The sequence below is a fragment of the Klebsiella sp. JB_Kp042 genome (assembly GCF_040065275.1).
GTDB lineage: Bacteria > Pseudomonadota > Gammaproteobacteria > Enterobacterales > Enterobacteriaceae > Klebsiella > Klebsiella quasipneumoniae.
The window spans coordinates 1-20434 of record NZ_JBEAJL010000098.1; the positions used below are offsets into that span (position 1 = coordinate 1).

Genomic DNA, 20434 nt, shown 5'->3' on the forward strand with positions numbered 1-20434 from the left:
GGTTTTTGCTATCTGAATCCGTGACGCAGATGAATGACTGTCCACGACGCTATACTCAAAAGAAAGCGGCTTATCGGTCAGCTTCACCGCTTTACGCAAAACCCCGCTTCGGCGGGGTTTTTGCTATCTGAATCCGTGACGCAGATGAATGACTGTCCACGACGCTATACCCAAAAAAAAGCGGCTTATCGGTCAGTTGCAACTATCTCTATAAAACCTCTCGACGAAGGTGTTTATTTTTAATTTCAGTCGGTTGTAAATCAGGTTTGCAGAATATCCACTTTTAAACAGTTTTTTGGCTGCTTTAAACACCGGATTCGTTAATACTGTCACGCTACGATGTTTTATTGTCTATCCGTTAGTCTCCATTCCCTGATTTGCAGCGGTCATCATTCAGCTTAATGGATAGCAGGTTTATAGGTTATCCAGACAGGAGTGATAGACGTGAAAAATGTAGTATTATTCCCGCAGCTCAAATCGGCAATAGCCTGGCTTATCGGTCATGGTGAAACAATTATGCAGTTTGCCTGGAATATCGTGGCAGCGCTGATTATTCTTTTTGTCGGGCGAATGCTTGCAAAAGTCCTCGCTAAAGCCTTCGAGAAAATTCTCTTACGACGCAACGTCGATGCGACAATCGTTCATTTCTTTGCTGCGCTCGTTCGTTATATTACGATGGCTTTTGCGATAATCGCCGCATTAGGTCGGGTAGGGATTGAGACGTCTTCCATCATCGCGGTTATTGGCGCGGCAGGGCTGGCAATTGGTCTGGCGCTGCAAGGCTCGCTTTCTAACTTTGCCGCTGGTGTTCTGTTAGTCACTTTACGTCCTTTTCGGGCCGGCAATTTTGTACAGGTCGGCGCGATTTCTGGTATGGTGCAGTCCGTACATGTTTTTTCAACTACACTACTAACCGTTGATAATAAAGAAGTTATTATTCCAAATGGTAAAGTCATCGCCGACAGTATTGTGAATTATTCCTGCCATCCTTTTCGGCGAATCGATCTGACCCTCGGCGTGGCCAGCGAGACTAAAATTGTGCAGGTTAAGCAGGTCATTCAGGCTATCATTGATAGTGAAAAGCGAATCGATCAATCTCGTGGTACTACGGTTCGTCTGCTTGAAATGATGCCGGGCACACTTAACTTCACTGTTCGTGTCTGGGTGAAAAATAGCGAATATTGGGAGACTTATTTTGATTTTCTTGAGGCGATTAAAGAAGCACTCGATGAACATCAGATCACCCTCGCCGCGCAACGGATGGATATTAATTTAACCTCCTCGGCGTTATCGGACCTAAAAAAATAAACAATGCGGATGTTTAGCTTATAGATCATTTGATCTATGAATGCATCCAACCCCTTTTACAATTATGTTCATGCTTTTTTACACATCGCCATTATTGTTCAGGGAATAATAGTGCGTCTTATCATGACGCACTTATACAGGATAATAAAATGACAAAAGTATCACGAGCTATATTATTGACCGCCGCCGTTGCCGGTTTTTCGCTGGCGGCGCAGGCCGCGGAAGAGACTGCGCCAGCACCCGCTAAGGACCCCATCGTCCAGCACTTAAAACTGACTCCCGATCAGGTGAGCAAAATTAACAGCCTGCATCAGCAAATGGAAAAAAACGTTGAGCAGATTTCACAGCAAGACATTAAAGATGGCGCGCTGATTAACGTGATTGATTCCGGTAAATGGAATGAGAAAGCGGTGAAGGATCAGCTGGCGGCATTCAGTAAAATTGATCAACAGGTACGTTATTATCGCGTGAAGTACTATTTTGATGTGAATCAGGTACTGACGCCGGAGCAGCGCACCCAGGTGAAAAAAGATCTTGCCGACGCGCTGAGTGAATAATGCCCTCAGCCCCTTTCGGGGCCGGTATTAGCGGCAGGTCATCAACGATAGTCGAATAATCCATGCTGCAGCTTCAGGCGAGACTTTCTTCATCCCGCAGGCGAATCTCCGCCTCGGCGACGATGGCTTCCAGTTCGCTAAGCATCTCATCATAACCAAAGCTGACGACGCCGACGGTTTCCGGCGGCGTCGGGGCTAGCGGCGTCGGAGACGCCTTTTTTCTGTTTTTCTTCTTACTCACTGACAGACTCCATCCCTTCCGTTGTTACACCGGTAAATCTATCAGCAAAGCGCGCAGCGGCGTATCGGCGACGAGGGTAATGTTAGCTTCGTCACGAATAAATGCCCCATCACCACAGGTGAGAGCCTGTTTGGGTTGTTCCTGCGCGACGGCATGGACGGTGCCGTGGATCGACTGCAGGTAGGCGCGCGGGCCATGCAATTGCACGTTGATCTGCTCACCTTTTTCCAGCGCGATATGATAGACCCAGGCCTGCTGGCGAAGCTGGAGGCTATTATTCCCCCCATCCGGTGAGGCCAGCAGCTGTAGCGGCGCGTTGGCGACCTCGATTTTCTGCTGCAGCGGGTTTTCTCGCTGCGGGCAGGCATCGAGCCATAGCTGCATCCGCGTTAACGACTGCTCTTTGCTCAGATTGTGCTCGCTATAGCTCACGCCAGGCTGAGTGGCGATAATCAACGCGTCGCCGGCCCTGGCCTGCAGGTGATTGCCGTCGCTGTCGCGATACTCCGCTTCGCCTTCCAGAATCAGGTTCAGGATATCGACCTTGGGATACGTTCTGGCCTGGAACGAGGCCCCGGGGGCCAGCACTTCCTGATTGAGAACGCGTAAGGACGCGAAGCCCAGTAATTTTGGGTCGAAGTAGTGGCCAAAGGAGAAGGTGTAGCGGGCCTGCAGCCAGCCGAAGTCTGCTTGTCCGCATTGTTTGGCTGTTCGGGTAGTAATCATGTTCTTGACCTCTCTTTACACTAAATCAATGGTAAAGGTATGGACGCTGTATTGTTAGCCAGATATTCTGCCCGGTATGTTCAAATTTCCTGAATGAGAAAGCGATGGCTAAAGAGAGAGCATTAACGCTGGAAGCGTTACGCGTGATGGATGCGATCGACCGTCGCGGGAGCTTCGCTGCCGCGGCTGATGAGCTGGGACGCGTGCCTTCCGCCCTGAGCTACACCATGCAAAAACTGGAGGAAGAGCTGGACGTGGTGCTGTTTGACCGCTCAGGTCATCGCACAAAGTTCACCAACGTCGGGCGTATGCTGCTGGAGCGCGGTCGTGTGCTGCTCGAGGCGGCGGACAAGCTCACCACCGATGCCGAAGCCCTGTCTCGCGGCTGGGAAACTCACCTGACGATCGTCACCGAAGCGCTGGTGCCCACGCCGGATCTGTTTCCGCTGATTGAGAAACTGGCGACCAAGTCCAATACCCAGCTGTCGATTATCACCGAGGTGCTGGCCGGCGCCTGGGAGCGGCTGGAGCAGGGGCGGGCGGATATCGTTGTCGCGCCGGATATGCATTTTCGTTCTTCCTCGGAGATTAACTCGCGCAAACTCTATTCGGTGCTCAGCGTGTACGTCGCGGCGCCGGACCACCCGATCCACCAGGAGCCTGAACCGCTCTCTGAGGTCACCCGCGTGAAATACCGTGGCGTCGCGGTGGCGGATACCGCGCGCGAGCGGCCCGTTCTCACCGTTCAGCTGCTGGATAAACAGCCGCGCTTAACGGTGAGCACCATTGAAGATAAGCGCCAGGCGCTGCTGGCCGGATTAGGCGTGGCGACCATGCCCTATCCGCTGGTGGAGAAGGATATTGCTGAAGGACGCTTGCGGGTGGTCAGTCCGGAATATACCAATGAAATTGACATTATCATGGCCTGGCGACGGGACAGCATGGGCGAAGCGAAGTCCTGGTGCTTGCGTGAGATCCCTAAGCTGTTTGCCGGCAGATAGTCGAGGACACTCCTCCCGCTAGCGGGAGGAGCAGGAAGATCAGTAGGAAAAGGGTTTTGGATCGGCCCCGAATCGGTTGTTGCCTTCCGTTCCGCGCTGGCAGTTAAAGATCAGGATCACCAGCCAGCCGATGACCGGGATCAACAGCAGCAGCAGCCACCATGCCGAACGGTCGGTGTCGTGCAGACGCCGAAACTGCACCGCCCACCACGGTAAAAAGACCAGTATGCCATAGATGGTCGTCAGAATGCCTTCGCCGCCCGCCCGCTGCCAGCCCAGCATTTTATCGATGATGCTCAATACGCCGGTCAGGATGAGGTTGACCAGAATAAACATCCAGTACTCTTTGCGCCGCGCACGGCCGCCAAATCCTATATAGTTTTTTAATACCTTGAGATACCAGTCCATTTCTACGCCTCAATTAACCGTCAATCACTTGTTTTTTAAGCGATCGCAATAAGAATAGACGTGAATGAATGGTGGGTAAATATCTGTTTTCTGAATTATTGGGCGCCATCACTGGCGCCCGACGGATCAACGGAAGCGCTGGTCGCGACCGTGTGGTTCGCTGAGATCCTGCTGCGGCCCAATGGAGATGATGCCGGTAGGGTTAATGGTTTTATGGCTGCGGTAATAGTGGTGACGAATATGCGGAAAGCTCACCGTCTCCGCGATACCCGGCATCTGGTAGATGTCGCGCAGGAAGCCGTAGAGATTGAGATAATCGCTGATGCGTCGTTTGTCGCATTTAAAATGGGTCACATACACCGGGTCGAAGCGTACCAGCGTCGTCCACAGGCGAATATCCGCTTCCGTCAGCTGATTGCCCGTCAGGTAACGATGCTGACCGAGGATCTGCTCCAGCCGCTCCAGCGAGGTAAACACCGCATCCACCGCTTCGTCGTAAGCCTGCTGACTGGTGGCAAAGCCGGCTTTATACACGCCGTTATTGACGTTGTCATATATCCAGCCGTTCAGTTCATCGATTTTTTCCCGCAGCGCCGGCGGGTAGTAATCCCCGGCTCTGGCGCCCAGGCCATCGAAGGCGGTATTAAACATACGGATGATTTCTGCCGACTCATTGCTGACGATGGTCTGCTGTTTTTTATCCCATAGTACCGGGACGGTGACGCGACCGGTGTAGTGCGGGTCGGCGTGCAGATACAGCTGATAGAGAAAATCGTGCTGATAAAGGGTGTCACCGGTGGCTTCCGGGAAGCTGTCGTCAAAAGTCCAGCCGTTTTCCAGCATCAGCGGATTGACCACGGAGACAGGGAGAAAAGGCTCCAGTCCTTTCAGCTTACGCATAATTAACGTGCGATGCGCCCACGGGCAGGCGAGAGAAACGTACAGATGATAGCGATCTTTTTCCGCCGCAAATCCCCCTTCACCACTCGGTCCGGCCGCGCCATCGGCGGTGAGCCAGTTACGGAAGGCGGAAACGGAACGCTTAAAACGCCCACCGGTGGATTTTGTGTCATACCAGGTATCCTGCCAGACGCCGTCGACTAATTGGCCCATCTTTATTCCTCCTTCAGACTTCAGATAGCAAAAGCGAGGAGTGGCCTCCTCGCTTTTTCATTCATTCAGTATAGTGCGCTTACCATTTCTTATTCAGTACACGGTCGATACTGAAGGCGCCCGGTCCGGTAATGGCCAGCAGCAGGTAACCGCCAGCGATGGTCAGGTTTTTCATGAACATCAGGGAGTTCACGCCTTCCGCAAAGTTGCTGTGGAACAGGAACGCGGTCAACAGCGTAAAGCCTGCGGTGAACAGCGCGGTGGTCCGGGTCAGGAAACCGAACAGAATCGCCAGTCCGCCGCCGAATTCAAGGAGAATGGTCAGCGGCAGCAGCGCACCCGGTACGCCCATGGCTTCCATATACTGCTGGGTTCCCGCATAACCGGTGATTTTGCCCCATCCTGCAGTGATAAACAGAATCGGCATCAGAATGCGCGCTACCAGTACACCAACATCTTCTAATTTTTTCATTTCTTACTCCAGAAAACCCAAAGGGCGGCGGTTTTGTTTTTTAGCGCAATCCCGCGTAGTTACGCGGTGTTGCTGTCGATGGAGAGGATAGTAGCGAGGCGGAGAGGGAATTGTTAGCAAGGAAAACTGTAGATCTAGTTCAAAGTTTCTGAGTAATCGGTAAGAGGGGGCGAAAAATGCCTCAACGCGATAGGTCATGACCGGCGCTGGTAAAGGCCTGGCCGGGCGGAATGGCATGGGATCAGAGGGCTGGCTGACCGCGGATGGCGGCCAGAGGGCAAGTTTTTACGCACAGCGTTGCGTATCGGGCGAGGAAGTGGCAGAGCGGGGCGCCGGGAAAAGCGCCCGCGCTCCGGGCGGCTAACGGACTGCCGACTGGCGCAGGATCCCGCGGACCAGCCGCCAGGTACTCCATAAACCCAGTCCGCGTTTGGTCCAGCGCATTAAAAAATGCGGGTGTCGGACGGACCACACGGCCATCAGACCGCTGCCCACCATCAGCCACGAACGTAAACTAAGCAGCGTATGCCAGCCGCGGTCTAAGGGCGCCGTCGCTTCCAGCCAGTGGCGGCGACAGGCGCTCAGCTCCAGCCGTTGCTGCTGGATCTGGCGCAGCAGCTGCGCCTTTTGCCGTTCACGCTCCTGTCGGCCATTCATGGTTTATCTTCCTCCAGAAGGGCACGGTCGTTCTCCAGCTCTCTTCGCGTCAGGCGCAGCAGCGTGGAGCGTCGCGCCTTACGTAAGGTAAGGATACCGACAATCGCGGCGGCGAGAAGCAGCACGACGGTGGTGGCGATCATGACGTGCAGGCGGTACTGAGCGTCAACGGCCCAGATAACCAGCACCAGCAGACTCATGAGGCCAAACGCGGCAAACAGCAGCGTCAGTCCGGTCATGATCAGCAGCTGGAAGAGGTTGGCTTTCTCCTCCTCCAGCTCCACGACGACCAGGCGCAGCCGTGTTTCCACCATTTCGACCAGCAGCGTAACGATACGCTGGCCAATGGAGAAGACGCGCTGACCCGGCCCCTGCGTGTGTTGAGTATTTGCCATAATCAGCGACGCGACAGCAGGACACCCAGCACCAGCCCGACGGCGGCGCCAATCCCGACCCCTGTCCACGGATTTTCGCGAACATAATCATCCGCTCGCGCGGCGGTCTCACGAGTTTGACGCAGAATCGCTTCGCTGGTCTCACCCAGACGGGCGCGGCTCTCTTTCAGCGCGCTCTCGGCTTTACTGCGCAGTTTACCCATCTCTTCTTTCGACTTGTCCGCCGAGGAATTCAGTACTTCCTCCAGGGTGTCCGCCAGCGTTTTCAGTTCTGCACGAAGGTCGTCAGTCACATTCTCTTTAGCCATGTCGTTCTCCTGTAGCGTGGTCCGTATTGCGAAAGTTAATAGTGATTAGTAATCCCGAGACTCCAGCGTTTTCAACTCCTGTTGCGCTTCATTGAGTTTATGCTGGCGTTTGTTGATTTTTTCCGCATCGCCTTTCTTCCGGGCTTCCTGCAGATCGCGCTGACGTTCAGCGATCTCTTCCCGCTGTTTGGCAATTTTTTGCTGATGATCGGCTTTGAGTTTACTGTCGCTGCAGTTCTCCCGTACCTGGCGTAGCGCGGTATTTAGCCCATCAATGCGACTTTGATTGTGATGCTTTTCGGCATAGCTAATCTCTCGTTGAATATCCTGCTCTTTTTCCTGGCAGGGAGAGGCGGCTATGGCGCTGGCGCTAAGTGAAGACAGGGCCAGAAGCAGAGCGATGCGGTGTTTCATGGATAGTACCTTCCATTGTCTTAGGGGATACCCGGAGGATAAACCCGTTCCCGTTGGTAAACGTGAATGCGTTGATTCACGCAGGTTTAAGCATAGTAACAAATGCGGGAAACCACCAGACTGCGTTGAAAACGCAGTCTGACGGCCGTTTACCCGAGCCGATGCGGCGCGTCGCGCAGGCGGGATAACCAGGCGGTGGGCGAGTTATCGTCTTCCAGCAAGGCGATAATATAACCATGAGGCAGAGCGCGGCCGAGAACCTCTTTCGCCGCCGCGCCCTGGGCGGTGGAATCAAACTTAATCAGCAGGCCATCCTTTTGCGGCGTAATGCTCTTGAAGCGGATACCGTTGGCGTCGAGGTGATGCCAGACGGAGAAACCATCCGGCATACTGACGCCCTGTCCAACCGGACGGATCGCCAGCGTGGCCTCTTGCTGCTGCACCGCCAGCCATAGCCAGAACAGCGCGCAGAGCAGAAGAGAGCCACCCAGCAGCCAGCTGAGCTGGCGCAGGGAAGGGCGTTTTATGACCATCATTAGCCCCGGCTTCTGTATTTTTTCTTCCACAGCACCACCAGCGAGCCGACCAGTCCGAAGACCAACAGCGCAACCGGCAGGAGCATCAGGCAGGACATCAGCTGATCTTCATACTTAAGAAATACCGGGGTTTTGCCCAGCAGATAGCCCAGCGAGGTCAGGATGAGCACCCACAGCAGGCCGCTCATCCAGTTAAAGAACTGAAAGCGGGTGTTATTGAGGCCGGAAAGCCCGGCGATGGTCGGCAGCAGTGTGCGCACGAAGGCGATGAAGCGGCCGATCAGCAGCGCGGAGAGTCCATGTTTATGAAACAGGTGATGCGCGCGCTGATGATAGTGAGAGGGCAGATGCGACAGCCAGTTTTGCACGATCCGCGTATTGCCCAGCCAACGCCCCTGGATGTAGCTCAGCCAGCAGCCGAGGCTGGCGGCGGCAGTGAGCAGCAGCAACGTTTCCGGAAAGCCCATCGCCCCTTTGGCGATCAGCACGCCCACGAGCACAAGCAGGCTGTCCCCCGGCAAAAACGCGGCAGGCAATAACCCGTTCTCAAGGAACAAAATCATAAACAAGACAAAATACAGCATGCCAATCATGGAGGGATTCGCGAGCGTTTCGTAATCCTGAGCCCACAAGGCATTCAATAACTGGGTTAATAGTTCCATTCACGATTCCTGGTACATCGGTTAACGGCACGTCTGAGCGCGCGGCATGTAGGGCGACAAGATTTTTATGAGATTATGGTCGCTGCTTCGGCGCTCTGAACGCTTCCCTGTATAAAATTGAAGTAAGTCGATACCTACTCCCAGAACGGCAAAATGCATCTAATTGTAACAAATCACCTGACTTTCCGTCAGAGAAATTGCAAGGTGTTGCTCGTTGATTTTGCTGATTGCGGCGATGGGAGGCGAGAGGATTTACACAGGCTGACACTATATATGTTTTGCTTACCCCAGCCGGCATGGGGAACAGGCGCGCAGGGGCCGCGCGCCGGGGGGATAAAGGCTTATTTCGCGCCGTTGGCCGCGGTATCGAGATGAACCACCGGGTTTTCGGCAAATAAGTAGCGATCGGCATTAAATTCAAAGTCGTCGCTGGTTTCGTTAAACAGCATTTGCTTGGTATTTTCCAGATGCTGCCACATCGCCAGTTTGGCGGCGTTCGGATCTTTACGCAGCAGAGCCTTCAGGATCTGATCGTGGTCGTCGCACCAGTTATCGACGGTGCGCAGATCGATATGCTCATGCAGCTTTTTCCAGTACGGGTTATGCACGCGCTGGGTCCACATTTTTTCCACGATCGCCGCCAGGGCGCTATTCTGCGTGGCCAGCGCCACCTGGACGTGAAACTGCAGATCCCATTCGGAGTCGCGGAAACACTTTTCGTTGCGCGCTTTCTCCTGAATCTCCATCAGCTTCATGATGTCCTGCTTGGTCACCTGAGTGGCCGCGAATTCGGCGATATTGCTTTCAATAAGCTGCCGCGCCTGCAGCAGCTCAAAGGGGCCATAGTTGGCGAACTCCAGGCTTTCATCGGCCACCTGCTGGTATTTCGGATGGTTGGAGATGACGTGAATGCCCGACCCTTTGCGGACTTCGACATAGCCTTCCACTTCCAGCATGATAATGGCTTCACGAACCACGGTGCGGCTAACGTTTTTTTCATCGGCGATAAAGCGCTCGGCGGGCAGCTTATCCCCTACAAGGTAGACACCTTGTTCGATGCGCGTCTTCAGCTCAGCGGCAAGTTGCTGATAAAGACGGCGTGGTTCAATGATTTCCATATTCGCTCCCGCAAGATGGCGACAATATTCGATTTGTTATACCACTTTTACGCGATTTCCACCACTGGCAGGGATGAAAAAGCCGCCTGAGAAGGCGGCTTGGCAGGCGATCACCTCAGTATAAGCGTCTCTAACTCTGGGTGGCCGGTTTGCGGCTGCTAAGCGGCGTCGTGTCATCGTCAGCCGGTTTGTTTTTCAGCACCGTCCAGATGACCAGCGCGCCCAGCAGGTCAAAGACCGCCAGTACCGCAAACAGCGGGCTGAAACCGATGGTGTCTGCCAGCGCGCCGACGACCAGGGCGAACATGGTGCTCGCAAGCCAGGCGGCCATCCCGGTCAGACCGTTGGCGGTAGCGACTTCGTTACGGCCAAAGACGTCGGAAGAGAGGGTAATCAGCGCCCCGGACAGCGCCTGGTGAGCAAACCCGCCGATGCACAGCAGGGCAATCGCCACGTACGGGCTGGTGAACAGGCCGATCATCCCCGGGCCAATCATCAGCAGGGCGCCCATGGTGACCACCATTTTACGCGACACGATCAGGTTAACGCCGAACCAGCGCTGGAACAGCGGCGGCAGGTATCCACCGACGATGCAGCCGAGGTCGGCGAACAGCATCGGCATCCAGGCGAACATCGCGATCTCTTTCAGGTTAAAGCCGTAAACCTTAAACATGAACAGCGGGATCCAGGCGTTAAAGGTCCCCCAGGCCGGCTCGGCGAGGAAGCGCGGCAGGGCTATACCCCAGAACTGACGGTTGCGCAGGATCTCCCACGGCGACATTTTCTTCGCATTATTGGTCTGGTGTTGAGACTCCTGGCCGCCAATGATGTAGTCGCGTTCTTCGTCAGATAATTTCTTCTGGTCGCGCGGGTGTTTGTAGAAGATCAGCCAGGCGATGGCCCAGGCGAAGCTCAGAACCCCGGAGATAATGAACGCCATCTGCCAGCTGTGCATGACGATCGCCCACACCACCAGCGGCGGCGCGATCATGGCGCCGATAGAGGAACCTACGTTGAAGTAGCCCACCGCGATAGAGCGCTCTTTTGCCGGGAACCATTCGGAGCTGGCTTTCAGCCCGGCGGGGATCATCGCCGCTTCCGCCGCGCCCACCGCGCCGCGGGCCAGCGCCAGTCCGCCCCAGCTGCCGGCGAGGGCGGTCGAGCCGCAGAATATCGCCCAGGCGATAGCGAAGAAGGCATAGCCGACTTTAGTCCCCAGTATATCAAGGACATAACCTGCGACAGGCTGCATGACGGTATAGGCAGCGGAATAGGCTGCAATGATATAGGAGTACTGTTGGGTCGAGATGTGTAACTCTTCCATCAGCGTCGGCGCGGCCGCCGCCACGGTGTTACGGGTCAGGTAGCCCAGCACGGTGCCCAGCGTCACCAGTGCGATCATGTACCAACGTAACCCTTTAATTTTACGCATGTAAACCTCATCGTCTGTAATTTCTCCGCACCAGGTGCGGCCTCTCCTGACGGCGATACGCGGTCGGGAAAGCGAAACGGAGGGTTCAGGAGGGCGGTCTCCTCTGGCCCGAACCTTACCATCAGTTGTTATGTAAAAAGTCGGTATCCATTCCGTATAAGCCGATGCCATAAACACCGGTAAAGCATTCCGTCGGTTTATATGTTGCGACGGCAGAAAGATAACTTGTCATACAACTTTAAAAGTTGAGTGCTGTCACAAAAGCGGGAAAGTTAGTGTGGTCTTTATGATTGGTGAAGAAAGCCAGATACGGCGCGCCCTGGCGAGATGTTTGCCGCGCGCAGACGGTTTTTTTTATCAGCGTTTATTGATCTAACTCACGAAAAACAGTTCGGTCTGTAGAAATTGGTGTGATAACTTTGTCAGCATTGTAGTCAATCATCTGAAAGGCTCCCGCTCCGGAGCGAAGAGGACACACGAATGACACCGTTTATGACCGAAGATTTTCTACTCGATAGCGAATTTGCCCGCCGCCTGTACCACGATTACGCCAAAGATCAGCCTATTTTCGACTACCATTGCCACCTTCCGCCGCAGCAGGTTGCCGAAAATTACCGTTTCAAAAATCTGTATGACATCTGGCTGAAAGGCGATCACTATAAATGGCGCGCGATGCGCACCAACGGCGTGCCGGAGCGTCTGTGTACCGGTGATGCCTCCGATCGCGAGAAATTTGACGCCTGGGCAGCCACCGTGCCTCACACGATTGGCAACCCGTTATACCACTGGACCCATTTAGAGCTGCGTCGCCCATTTGGTATTACAGGTAAGCTGCTGTCGCCTTCCACCGCCGATGAGATCTGGGACCAGTGCAATGCGTTACTGGCGCAGGACGCTTTCTCCGCCCGCGGGATCATGAAGCAGATGAATGTGAAGATGGTCGGCACCACCGACGATCCGATTGATTCCCTGGAACACCATGCGGTTGTCGCCAAAGACACTTCATTTGATATCAAGGTGTTACCGAGCTGGCGCCCGGATAAAGCGTTCAACATCGAGCAGGCGACCTTCAATGACTATATGGCTAAGCTGGGTGAAGTGTCCGACACCGATATTCGCCGTTTTGCGGACCTGCAAAGCGCGCTGACCAAACGTCTGGACCACTTTGCCGCTCACGGTTGCAAAGTCTCCGACCACGCCCTGGACGTGGTGCTGTTTGCGGAAGCGACTGACGCCGAGCTGGACGCCATTCTGGCGCGTCGCCTGGCTGGCGAAACCCTCAGCGAACGCGAAGTGGCGCAGTTCAAAACCGCGGTGCTGGTGTTCCTCGGCGCAGAGTATGCCCGTCGCGGCTGGGTGCAGCAGTACCACATCGGCGCGCTGCGCAATAACAACCTGCGTCAGTTCAAACTGTTAGGCCCGGACGTTGGCTTTGACTCGATCAACGATCGCCCGATGGCTGAAGAGCTGTCTAAGCTGCTGAGCAAGCAGAACGAAGAGAACCTGCTGCCGAAAACCATTCTCTACTGCCTGAACCCGCGCGATAACGAAGTGCTGGGCACCATGATCGGTAACTTCCAGGGCGAAGGGATGCCGGGCAAGATGCAGTTCGGCTCCGGCTGGTGGTTCAACGATCAGAAAGACGGCATGGAGCGGCAGATGACCCAGCTGGCGCAGCTCGGCCTGCTGAGCCGCTTTGTCGGGATGCTGACCGACAGCCGCAGCTTCCTCTCCTACACCCGCCACGAATACTTCCGTCGTATTCTGTGCCAGATGATCGGCCGTTGGGTGGCCGCCGGCGAAGCGCCTGCGGATATCGCGCTGCTGGGCGAGATGGTGAAAAACATTTGCTTTAACAATGCGCGTGACTATTTCGCCATTGAACTGAACTAAGACCAGAGGTCGGTTGATATGCAATACATCAAAATCCATTCGCAGGATAACGTCGCGGTCGCGCTGGCGGATATGACGGCCGGTAGCGTGGTGACGATCGACAATGACCCGGTCACCCTCGGTCAGGATATCGTTCGCGGACACAAGTTTGCACTGCGCGCTATCGCGAAAGGGGAAAACGTCGTTAAGTATGGGTTGCCGATTGGCCATGCGCTGGCGGATATCGCGCCGGGCGAGCATGTCCATGCGCACAATACGCGCACCAATCTCAGCGACCTTGACGCGTATCGCTATCAACCGGAGCAGGTTGCCCAACCGCCGCAGCCAGCGGATCGCGAAGTGCAGATTTATCGTCGCGCCAATGGCGACGTCGGGGTGCGCAATGAGCTATGGATCCTGCCGACCGTCGGCTGCGTCAACGCCATGGCCCGTCAGATGCAGAACCGTTTTCTGAAAGAGGCGAACGGCGCCGAAGATATCGATGGGGTGCATCTCTTCAGCCATACCTACGGTTGCTCACAGCTCGGGGACGACCACATCAACACCCGCACCATGCTGCAGAATATGGTCCGCCATCCGAACGCCGGAGCGGTGCTGGTGGTGGGCCTTGGCTGTGAAAACAACCAGGTGGATGCTTTTCGCGAAACGCTGGGCGAGTATGATCCGCAGCGCGTGCACTTTATGGTTTGTCAGCATCAGGACGATGAAGTGGAGGCAGGGGTGGCGCATCTCCACCAGCTGTATGACGTGATGCGTCAGGATAAACGTCAGCCGGGCAAGCTGAGCGAGCTGAAGTTTGGCCTCGAGTGCGGTGGGTCGGACGGCCTGTCCGGCATCACCGCTAACCCGATGCTGGGGCGCTTCTCAGACTATGTGATCGCCAACGGCGGCACCACCGTACTGACCGAAGTGCCGGAGATGTTCGGCGCCGAACAGCTGCTGATGAGCCACTGCCGCGACGAAGCGACCTTCGACAAGCTGGTGACCATGGTCAATGACTTTAAGCAGTACTTTATCGCTCACGACCAGCCTATTTACGAAAACCCCTCGCCGGGCAACAAGGCCGGGGGGATCACCACCCTCGAAGATAAGTCGCTGGGCTGTACCCAGAAAGCGGGCTCCAGCCAGGTGGTGGATGTCCTGCGCTACGGCGAGCGTCTGAAGGTACATGGTCTGAACTTGCTGAGCGCGCCGGGCAATGATGCCGTCGCCACCAGCGCGCTGGCCGGCGCCGGCTGCCATATGGTGCTGTTCAGCACCGGCCGCGGCACGCCGTACGGCGGCTTTGTGCCGACGGTGAAGATCGCCACCAACAGCGAGCTGGCGGCAAAGAAAAAGCACTGGATCGACTTCGATGCCGGACAGCTGATCCACGGCAAAGCGATGCCGCAGCTGCTGGAGGAGTTCGTGGACACCATTGTGGCTTTCGCCAACGGCAAACCGACCTGTAATGAGCAGAATGACTTCCGCGAGCTGGCCATCTTTAAAAGCGGTGTTACCCTGTAAAGGCGCATTCATATTGGCGCCCGGGCGGCGTTGATCGCGCATTGGCCTGATAGCGCAGCGTCATCGGGTAAGCAACAGCGGCGTTTCAGCCTGTGAAGCGCCGTTTGTTTTTTTCTCTCGGGGAGCTTTCATGACCGCATATTGGCTGGCCCAGGGCGTCGGCGTCATCGCCTTTCTTATCGGCATTACCACCTTTATCAACCGCGACGAACGTCGCTTCAGGCTTCAGCTGGCGGTCTATAGCGGCGTTATCGGCGTCCATTTCTTCCTGATGGGCGCCGCGCCTGCCGGGATGAGCGCCGGGCTTAATGCGCTCCGCACGGTCATTTCCCTACGCACCCGCAGCCTGTGGGTGATGACGATCTTTATCCTGCTGACGCTGATCCTCGGCCTTGGCAAGCTGCAGCATGCTATGGAGCTGCTGCCGATTATTGGCACTGTCGCCAGCACCTGGGCGCTGTTTCGCTGTAAGGGGCTGACCGTCCGCTGCGTGATGTGGTGCTCCACCGCCTGCTGGGCGACGCATAACCTGTGGCTGGGTTCCATCGGCGGGACGCTGATTGAAGGCAGCTTCCTGATCGTCAACGGCCTGAACATTATTCGCTTCCGCCGGATGCAAAAGCGGGGTATCGATCCGTTCAGGGTTGAAAACGCGGTGCAGGAAGAGAGCCCCTCCGCGCGGTAGCGGAGGGGAAAGGCATTAGCTACGCAGGGCGTTTTTCGCCAGCTGGTCGTCTTCCGCCATGCAGGCGGCGGCGGTAAACAGGGCGTCGGTGGAGGAGTTCAGCGCGGTTTCGCAAGAATCCTGCAGCACGCCGATAATAAAGCCGACGGCAACCACCTGCATCGCCACATCGTTCGGAATACCAAACATATTACAGGCCAGCGGGATCAGCAGCAGCGAACCGCCCGCCACGCCGGAGGCGCCGCAGGCGCACAGCGAAGCGACCACGCTTAGCAACAGCGCCGTCGGCAGATCCACCGGAATATTCAGCGTATGGACCGCCGCCAGCGTCAGCACGGTGATCGTGATTGCCGCGCCCGCCATATTGATGGTTGCCCCCAGCGGAATGGAGACCGAATAGGTATCGCGATCCAGGTTCAGCTTCTCACACAGCGCCATATTCACCGGAATATTAGCGGCGGAGCTGCGGGTGAAAAACGCGTAGACGCCGCTTTCGCGCAGGCAGGTCAGCACCAGCGGATAGGGGTTGCGGCGGAGCTTCCAGAACACCAGCAGCGGATTAATCACCAGCGCTACCAGCAGCATACAGCCCACCAGCACCAGCAGCAGCTGGGCGTAACCCCACAGGGTTTCAAAACCGGTGGTCGCCAGGGTGGAAGAGACCAGACCGAAGATCCCCAACGGCGCAAAGCGGATCACCACTTTAACGATAAAGGTCACCGCGTGGGAGACATCGTTGATCAGGTTTTTAGTGGTGTCGTTACCGTGACGCAGGGCGAAGCCAAGGCCCACCGCCCACACCAGAATACCGATATAGTTGGCGTTCAGCAGGGCGTCGATCGGGTTGGACACCATACTCATTAGCAGGCCGCGCAGCACCTCAACAATCCCCGACGGCGGCGTGATGCTGTCGGCGGCGGTGGTTAAGTGCAGGGTCGAGGGAAAGACAAAACTGAACAACACTGCGGTCAGCGCCGCGCTGAAGGTGCCCAGCAGATAGAGAAACAGAATGGGGCGGATACTGGTTTTTTGTCCGTGCTGATGGTTGGCGATCGAGGCCATGACGAGCATCAATACCAGCACCGGCGCTACCGCCTTTAACGCGCCGACGAACAGGGTCCCCAGCAGGCCGACGGCGATGGCCGCAGGCTTAGAGACCAGCGCCAGCAGCACGCCAAGTACCAGGCCGACTAAAATTTGTTTCACCAGGCTGCCTTGTGCCAGGCGGGAAAGCCACCCTGATGAGGGAGTGCGTGTGGTCATAATTCATTCCTTCCAGTGATGTAGCAAGCCATCCCAGCCACGTATTATTTGTTACGTTTATGTCAGGATGTAAGTATATGTTTGCATAGTCGAGTATACGGAAAGAATGACGGGCGGGAAGCGCAAAATACTGTGATTTTAATCTGGATCTTATTTTTTAACTATGTAGCAACATAATTGTGACATGAGCAGGCATTATCGTTACGAAAAGATCTGCTATAGCTGATTACCGCGCCGCCAGCGGGGGTCGACGGCGCGCCAGGCAGGTTACTCAGGCAGTTTGCGCTGCTTGTCGTGCTGCTTGTTGACCCAGGCGTTAATCAACAGCGTGACGGTCAGGATACCACCCACGACCCCCAGCGAGATGGCGACCGGGATATGGTAGAAATCGACGATCAGCATCTTCACGCCAATAAACACCAGGATCACCGACAGGCCATATTTGAGCATTGAGAAGCGCTCAGCGACCCCCGCCAGCAGGAAGTACATGGCGCGCAGGCCAAGAATGGCAAACAGGTTCGAGGTCAGCACGATAAACGGGTCGGTGGTGACCGCGAAGATCGCCGGGATACTGTCGACGGCGAATATCACATCGCTCAGCTCGACCAGAATCAACACCAGCAGCAGCGGCGTGGCGAACAGCACCCCGTTTTTACGGGTGAAGAAGCGCTCGCTCTCGATTTTATCGGTCATTCGCAGATGGCTGCGGATCCAGCGCACCAGCGGTTTGTCGCCGATGCCGGAATCGTCCTCTTTCGCCAGCGCCATCTTCACGCCGGTAAACAGCAGGAAGGCGCCGAAGACGTACAGCAGCCAGTCGAACTGGGAGATAAGCCAGCTGCCGGCGAAGATCATAATGGTGCGCAGAACAATCGCCCCGAGGACGCCATACACCAGCACCCGGCGCTGCAGAGCAGGCGGCACGGCGAAGTAGCTGAACAGCATCAGCCAGACGAAGACGTTATCGACCGCCAGCGCTTTTTCAATCAGATAGCCGGTGAGGAAGGCCAGGGCCTGCGGATCGGCGACGGCGCGGCCCTGGGTTTGCACCAGATACCACCAGAACGCGGCGTTAAACAACAGAGAAAGTGTGACCCAGAGGATAGACCAGCCAGCGGCCTGCTTCATGGTCATGCTATGCGAACCGCGTCGTCCCTGAAGCAGCAGGTCGATCGCCAACATGATCGCGACGACGACAGCGAATCCACCCCATAGCAACGGCGTGCCGACAGTATTCATTTGATATTCCTTACATAAAAACAAAAACGGCTGACGTCGGAAGACGGCAGCCGCTGCGCTTTTATGCATAGACCTCGCCTTCCGGCAAGGTCTCACTTACAACAACCAAAGTTCATCGCGATGGGCTTTGGTAATTGCCCGGCGACCGGATGCGGTGTTACACGCATCGTAATGACGATCGGCCGGCAAGGAAGTTACTCCCCTTTGCTCGTAACAAAATATGTCACGGGGCGGTTTTCGTCAATGGCGGCCAGACGGGCCTTTACACTCTTTTACGCCAGCGGCTGCGTATCGGCCGGGAAGATCACCCCGGTCTGGCGACGAATTTCGCTCGACAGTTTCGCCGTGATACGGCTCACTGCCAGGCCCGGATGGTCGACATCCTCTGTTTCCACCAGCCGCGCGAAGGTCTCCGCCTCATACAGCATAGTATTGATATGCTGCGGCTGCGTCAGGTCCTGGGCTTTGCCGCCGCGCGGCACAAACGCCAGCTTCTGGCACTCGGAGATTTTTTCGATCACTAATACGCCGTCTTCGCCCTGAATTTCACTGGGGATCGCCGAGTCGCTCACCTTGGAATGATGCAGCGTCACGTCGAAGTCGCCGTAGCTCAGCACCACGGTGCCCTGGGCGTCCACGCCGCTGTCCAGCAGGCTGGCGGTGGCATGAACGGCCCGCGGTTCGCCCCACAGCGCCACAGCGGACGCCAGGCAATAGAAGCCGATATCCATAATCGACCCGTTGGAGAACGCCGGATTAAAGGTGTTGGGGTTTTCGCCGTCGAGATAGCGCTGGTAGCGCGAAGAGTACTGGCAGTAGTTAATGAAGGCTTTACGCAGTTTACCCACTTTGCCGAGGGTTTCCTTCAGCAGCAGAAAGTTGGGCAGGCTGGCGGTTTTGAAGGCTTCAAACAGCACCACGTTGTTGGCTTTCGCCATCGCGATGGCCTCCTCGACCTCCTGCAGATTCGACGCCAGCGGTTTTTCGCAAATGACGTGCTTTTTGTGGCTCAGGAACAGCCGCGTCTGCGGGAAGTGCAGGGAGTTCGGGCTGGCGATATATACCGCGTCAATGGCGTCGCTTTGCGCCAGCGACTCCAGCGAGGTAAACAGATGCTCGACCGGATAGTCATTGGCGAAGGCTTGCGCCTGTTCGAGGCTGCGGGAGTAGATGGCGGTAAGTTTATATTTGCCGGTTTCATGGGCGGCATCGACAAACTGCTTAGTGATCCAGTTTGTGCCAACAACTGCGAAACGTATCATAAACGGTGACGAACTCCATTAAAGGGAACCTGTCGTCACTCTATCATGCCCCCATGACAAAACCAGTGCGTGACTACGCAGAACGATTTAACGAAAGGTGCGTCAGCCACAGGCGGGTGTCGAACTCCAGCTGATGGTACTGCGGCTCCATATGGCAGCACAGCTGGTAGAAGGCTTTGTTGTGCTCCTTCTCTTTCAGATGCGCCAGTTCATGGACCACGATCATCCGCAAAAAGTCCTCCGGCGCGTCGCGAAATACCGTCGCCACGCGGATCTCCGCTTTGGCTTTCAGCTTGCCGCCCTGAACGCGGGAAATGGCGGTATGCAGGCCGAGCGCATTGTTCAGCACGTGGATCTTACTGTCATACATCACTTTGTTGATCGGCGCCGCGCCGCGCAGAAAGCGGTTTTTCAAATCCTGGGTGTACTGATATAGCGCTTTATCGCTGTTAACGTCGTGCCCATGCGGATAGCGCTTTTGCAGCACCTCCCCAAGGCGGTTTTGCTCGATTAACGTGGTCACCTGCGCCAGCAGCGATTCAGGATAGCCCTGTAAATAAATGAGTTTTGTCATCGTCTTATCATTATGTTTGTCAGGAGGGCAGTTCAGCCACGGTCATGGTAAAGACCAGCGGCGCGGGCCCCGCATTCCGGTACCCGTGCTCTGTTTCGGTACGGGCCACCGCGGATTCCCCGGCCGCCACCGTGCGGCAGGTCTCGCCAAGCGTCAGCGTCAGCGCGCCGGCTTCCACGTGCAGCAGCTCGAAGGTCGTCGCCGGATGGCCGGGCGAGGTAAAGGCTTCGCCGGGCTGCATCTCCCAGCGCCACAGCTCAATCATATTCGGCCCGGCGGTGCCGGCGAGGAGCCTGGCGCTGCCCCCCAGCGGGCCTTGCCAGAGGGTAGGGATCTGCTCGGCGGGAATAATATGCAACGCGGGTTCGCTAGCCACATTGACAATATCCGCCACCGAGACGCCCAGCGCGGCGGCGAGTTTGCAGAGGATCGCAATGCTGGGGTTGGCGGCCTCTTTTTCCATCTCGACCAGCATGCCTTTGCTGATGCTGGCCCGGCGCGACAGCTCGTCCAGCGACATTTTTTTCGCTTTACGGTAGGCCTTCAGCCGCGTAGCGACGGCGCGACTTACCTGGTCGACATCAGATCCTGAATCGGTCGTTATATTGACTTTTACGTTCATTGGTCACTATGATGAAACAAATTGGTCATTACAGGATTATCG

Annotated in this window: 24 protein-coding genes; 6 read left to right on the plus strand and 18 right to left on the minus strand. The window is 56.0% G+C overall.

Features of this window, described 5'->3' with window-relative positions; all coding sequences use genetic code 11:
- Window positions 1-444: 444 nt before the first annotated feature.
- Window positions 445-1308: a mechanosensitive ion channel domain-containing protein gene (locus ABLV54_RS19455; protein WP_050533706.1), complete on the plus strand. Its 864-nt coding sequence runs from the start codon at window positions 445-447 to the stop codon at window positions 1306-1308.
- Window positions 1309-1457: 149 nt separating this feature from the next.
- Window positions 1458-1865, plus strand: coding sequence for a Spy/CpxP family protein refolding chaperone (locus ABLV54_RS19460; protein ID WP_049013644.1), 408 nt, complete (start codon window positions 1458-1460; stop codon window positions 1863-1865).
- 73 nt (window positions 1866-1938) lie between these two features.
- On the opposite strand, the gene ABLV54_RS19465 is transcribed toward ABLV54_RS19460, so the two are convergent.
- Together ABLV54_RS19465 and ABLV54_RS19470 are read right to left on the minus strand one after the other, a co-directional pair.
- Window positions 1939-2106, minus strand: coding sequence for a hypothetical protein (locus tag ABLV54_RS19465; RefSeq protein WP_004206134.1), 168 nt, complete (start codon window positions 2104-2106; stop codon window positions 1939-1941).
- Between the two features lie 24 nt (window positions 2107-2130).
- A complete protein-coding gene (locus ABLV54_RS19470; RefSeq protein WP_023291096.1) occupies window positions 2131-2832 on the minus strand; it encodes a pirin family protein in 702 nt (233 codons plus the stop codon).
- 104 nt (window positions 2833-2936) lie between these two features.
- Here ABLV54_RS19470 and ABLV54_RS19475 point away from each other — a divergent pair, with 104 nt between their 5' ends.
- Window positions 2937-3833: a LysR family transcriptional regulator gene (locus ABLV54_RS19475; RefSeq protein ID WP_004144865.1), complete on the plus strand. Its 897-nt coding sequence runs from the start codon at window positions 2937-2939 to the stop codon at window positions 3831-3833.
- Window positions 3834-3872: 39 nt separating this feature from the next.
- On the opposite strand, the gene ABLV54_RS19480 is transcribed toward ABLV54_RS19475, so the two are convergent.
- From ABLV54_RS19480 to ABLV54_RS19530, 11 genes are all read right to left on the minus strand, one after another.
- Window positions 3873-4241, minus strand: a complete 369-nt coding sequence (locus ABLV54_RS19480; protein WP_004206131.1) for a DUF805 domain-containing protein — start codon at window positions 4239-4241, stop codon at window positions 3873-3875.
- A gap of 126 nt (window positions 4242-4367) precedes the next feature.
- Complete coding sequence (locus ABLV54_RS19485) at window positions 4368-5354, minus strand: glutathione S-transferase family protein (protein WP_023291095.1); 987 nt, start codon at window positions 5352-5354, stop codon at window positions 4368-4370.
- 79 nt (window positions 5355-5433) lie between these two features.
- Window positions 5434-5826 carry a DoxX family protein gene (locus ABLV54_RS19490; RefSeq protein ID WP_002917920.1) on the minus strand — a complete coding sequence of 131 codons (393 nt, stop codon included), beginning with the start codon at window positions 5824-5826 and terminating at the stop codon, window positions 5434-5436.
- 360 nt (window positions 5827-6186) lie between these two features.
- On the minus strand, window positions 6187-6483 hold the full coding sequence (locus ABLV54_RS19495; protein ID WP_023291094.1) for a YqjK-like family protein: 297 nt from the start codon (window positions 6481-6483) through the stop codon (window positions 6187-6189).
- Window positions 6480-6878 (minus strand): phage holin family protein, encoded by a 399-nt coding sequence (locus ABLV54_RS19500; RefSeq protein WP_023291093.1) that lies wholly within the window; start codon window positions 6876-6878, stop codon window positions 6480-6482. Before ABLV54_RS19500 ends, ABLV54_RS19495 begins: the two co-directional genes overlap by 4 nt.
- A gap of 2 nt (window positions 6879-6880) precedes the next feature.
- The gene (locus ABLV54_RS19505) at window positions 6881-7186 is read right to left on the minus strand and encodes a YqjD family protein (protein ID WP_002917916.1); all 306 of its coding nucleotides are present in this window, start codon (window positions 7184-7186) and stop codon (window positions 6881-6883) included.
- A gap of 45 nt (window positions 7187-7231) precedes the next feature.
- Window positions 7232-7600 carry a DUF1090 domain-containing protein gene (locus ABLV54_RS19510; RefSeq protein WP_050533707.1) on the minus strand — a complete coding sequence of 123 codons (369 nt, stop codon included), beginning with the start codon at window positions 7598-7600 and terminating at the stop codon, window positions 7232-7234.
- A gap of 149 nt (window positions 7601-7749) precedes the next feature.
- Entirely contained in the window at window positions 7750-8127 is a 378-nt protein-coding gene (mzrA, locus tag ABLV54_RS19515) for an EnvZ/OmpR regulon moderator MzrA (protein WP_072096611.1), read from the minus strand.
- An 8-nt stretch (window positions 8128-8135) separates the two neighbouring features.
- Window positions 8136-8798, minus strand: a complete 663-nt coding sequence (gene yqjA / locus ABLV54_RS19520; RefSeq protein WP_050533708.1) for a DedA family general envelope maintenance protein YqjA — start codon at window positions 8796-8798, stop codon at window positions 8136-8138.
- 341 nt (window positions 8799-9139) lie between these two features.
- Window positions 9140-9916: a transcriptional regulator ExuR gene (gene exuR / locus ABLV54_RS19525; protein WP_004206120.1), complete on the minus strand. Its 777-nt coding sequence runs from the start codon at window positions 9914-9916 to the stop codon at window positions 9140-9142.
- 130 nt (window positions 9917-10046) lie between these two features.
- Window positions 10047-11348: an MFS transporter gene (locus ABLV54_RS19530; RefSeq protein ID WP_023291089.1), complete on the minus strand. Its 1302-nt coding sequence runs from the start codon at window positions 11346-11348 to the stop codon at window positions 10047-10049.
- Between the two features lie 480 nt (window positions 11349-11828).
- On the opposite strand from ABLV54_RS19530, the gene uxaC reads away from it, so the two are divergent.
- The 3 genes from uxaC (at window position 11829) to ABLV54_RS19545 (ending at window position 15432) form a co-directional block, all read left to right on the plus strand.
- Entirely contained in the window at window positions 11829-13241 is a 1413-nt protein-coding gene (gene uxaC / locus ABLV54_RS19535) for a glucuronate isomerase (RefSeq protein ID WP_023291088.1), read from the plus strand.
- Between the two features lie 18 nt (window positions 13242-13259).
- Window positions 13260-14747 (plus strand): altronate dehydratase family protein, encoded by a 1488-nt coding sequence (locus ABLV54_RS19540; RefSeq protein ID WP_044524824.1) that lies wholly within the window; start codon window positions 13260-13262, stop codon window positions 14745-14747.
- A 130-nt stretch (window positions 14748-14877) separates the two neighbouring features.
- On the plus strand, window positions 14878-15432 hold the full coding sequence (locus ABLV54_RS19545) for a YgjV family protein (protein ID WP_049013415.1): 555 nt from the start codon (window positions 14878-14880) through the stop codon (window positions 15430-15432).
- A gap of 15 nt (window positions 15433-15447) precedes the next feature.
- Here ABLV54_RS19545 and sstT read toward each other — a convergent pair whose 3' ends face one another.
- From sstT to ABLV54_RS19570, 5 genes are all read right to left on the minus strand, one after another.
- A complete protein-coding gene (sstT, locus tag ABLV54_RS19550) occupies window positions 15448-16695 on the minus strand; it encodes a serine/threonine transporter SstT (protein WP_023291085.1) in 1248 nt (415 codons plus the stop codon).
- 267 nt (window positions 16696-16962) lie between these two features.
- Complete coding sequence (locus ABLV54_RS19555; RefSeq protein ID WP_004188496.1) at window positions 16963-17934, minus strand: TerC family protein; 972 nt, start codon at window positions 17932-17934, stop codon at window positions 16963-16965.
- A 272-nt stretch (window positions 17935-18206) separates the two neighbouring features.
- The gene (locus ABLV54_RS19560) at window positions 18207-19196 is read right to left on the minus strand and encodes a Gfo/Idh/MocA family oxidoreductase (RefSeq protein ID WP_050533709.1); all 990 of its coding nucleotides are present in this window, start codon (window positions 19194-19196) and stop codon (window positions 18207-18209) included.
- A gap of 73 nt (window positions 19197-19269) precedes the next feature.
- On the minus strand, window positions 19270-19770 hold the full coding sequence (locus tag ABLV54_RS19565; protein ID WP_032454156.1) for a M48 family metallopeptidase: 501 nt from the start codon (window positions 19768-19770) through the stop codon (window positions 19270-19272).
- 19 nt (window positions 19771-19789) lie between these two features.
- Window positions 19790-20392 carry an XRE family transcriptional regulator gene (locus tag ABLV54_RS19570; protein ID WP_043520967.1) on the minus strand — a complete coding sequence of 201 codons (603 nt, stop codon included), beginning with the start codon at window positions 20390-20392 and terminating at the stop codon, window positions 19790-19792.
- Window positions 20393-20434 lie beyond the last annotated feature (42 nt).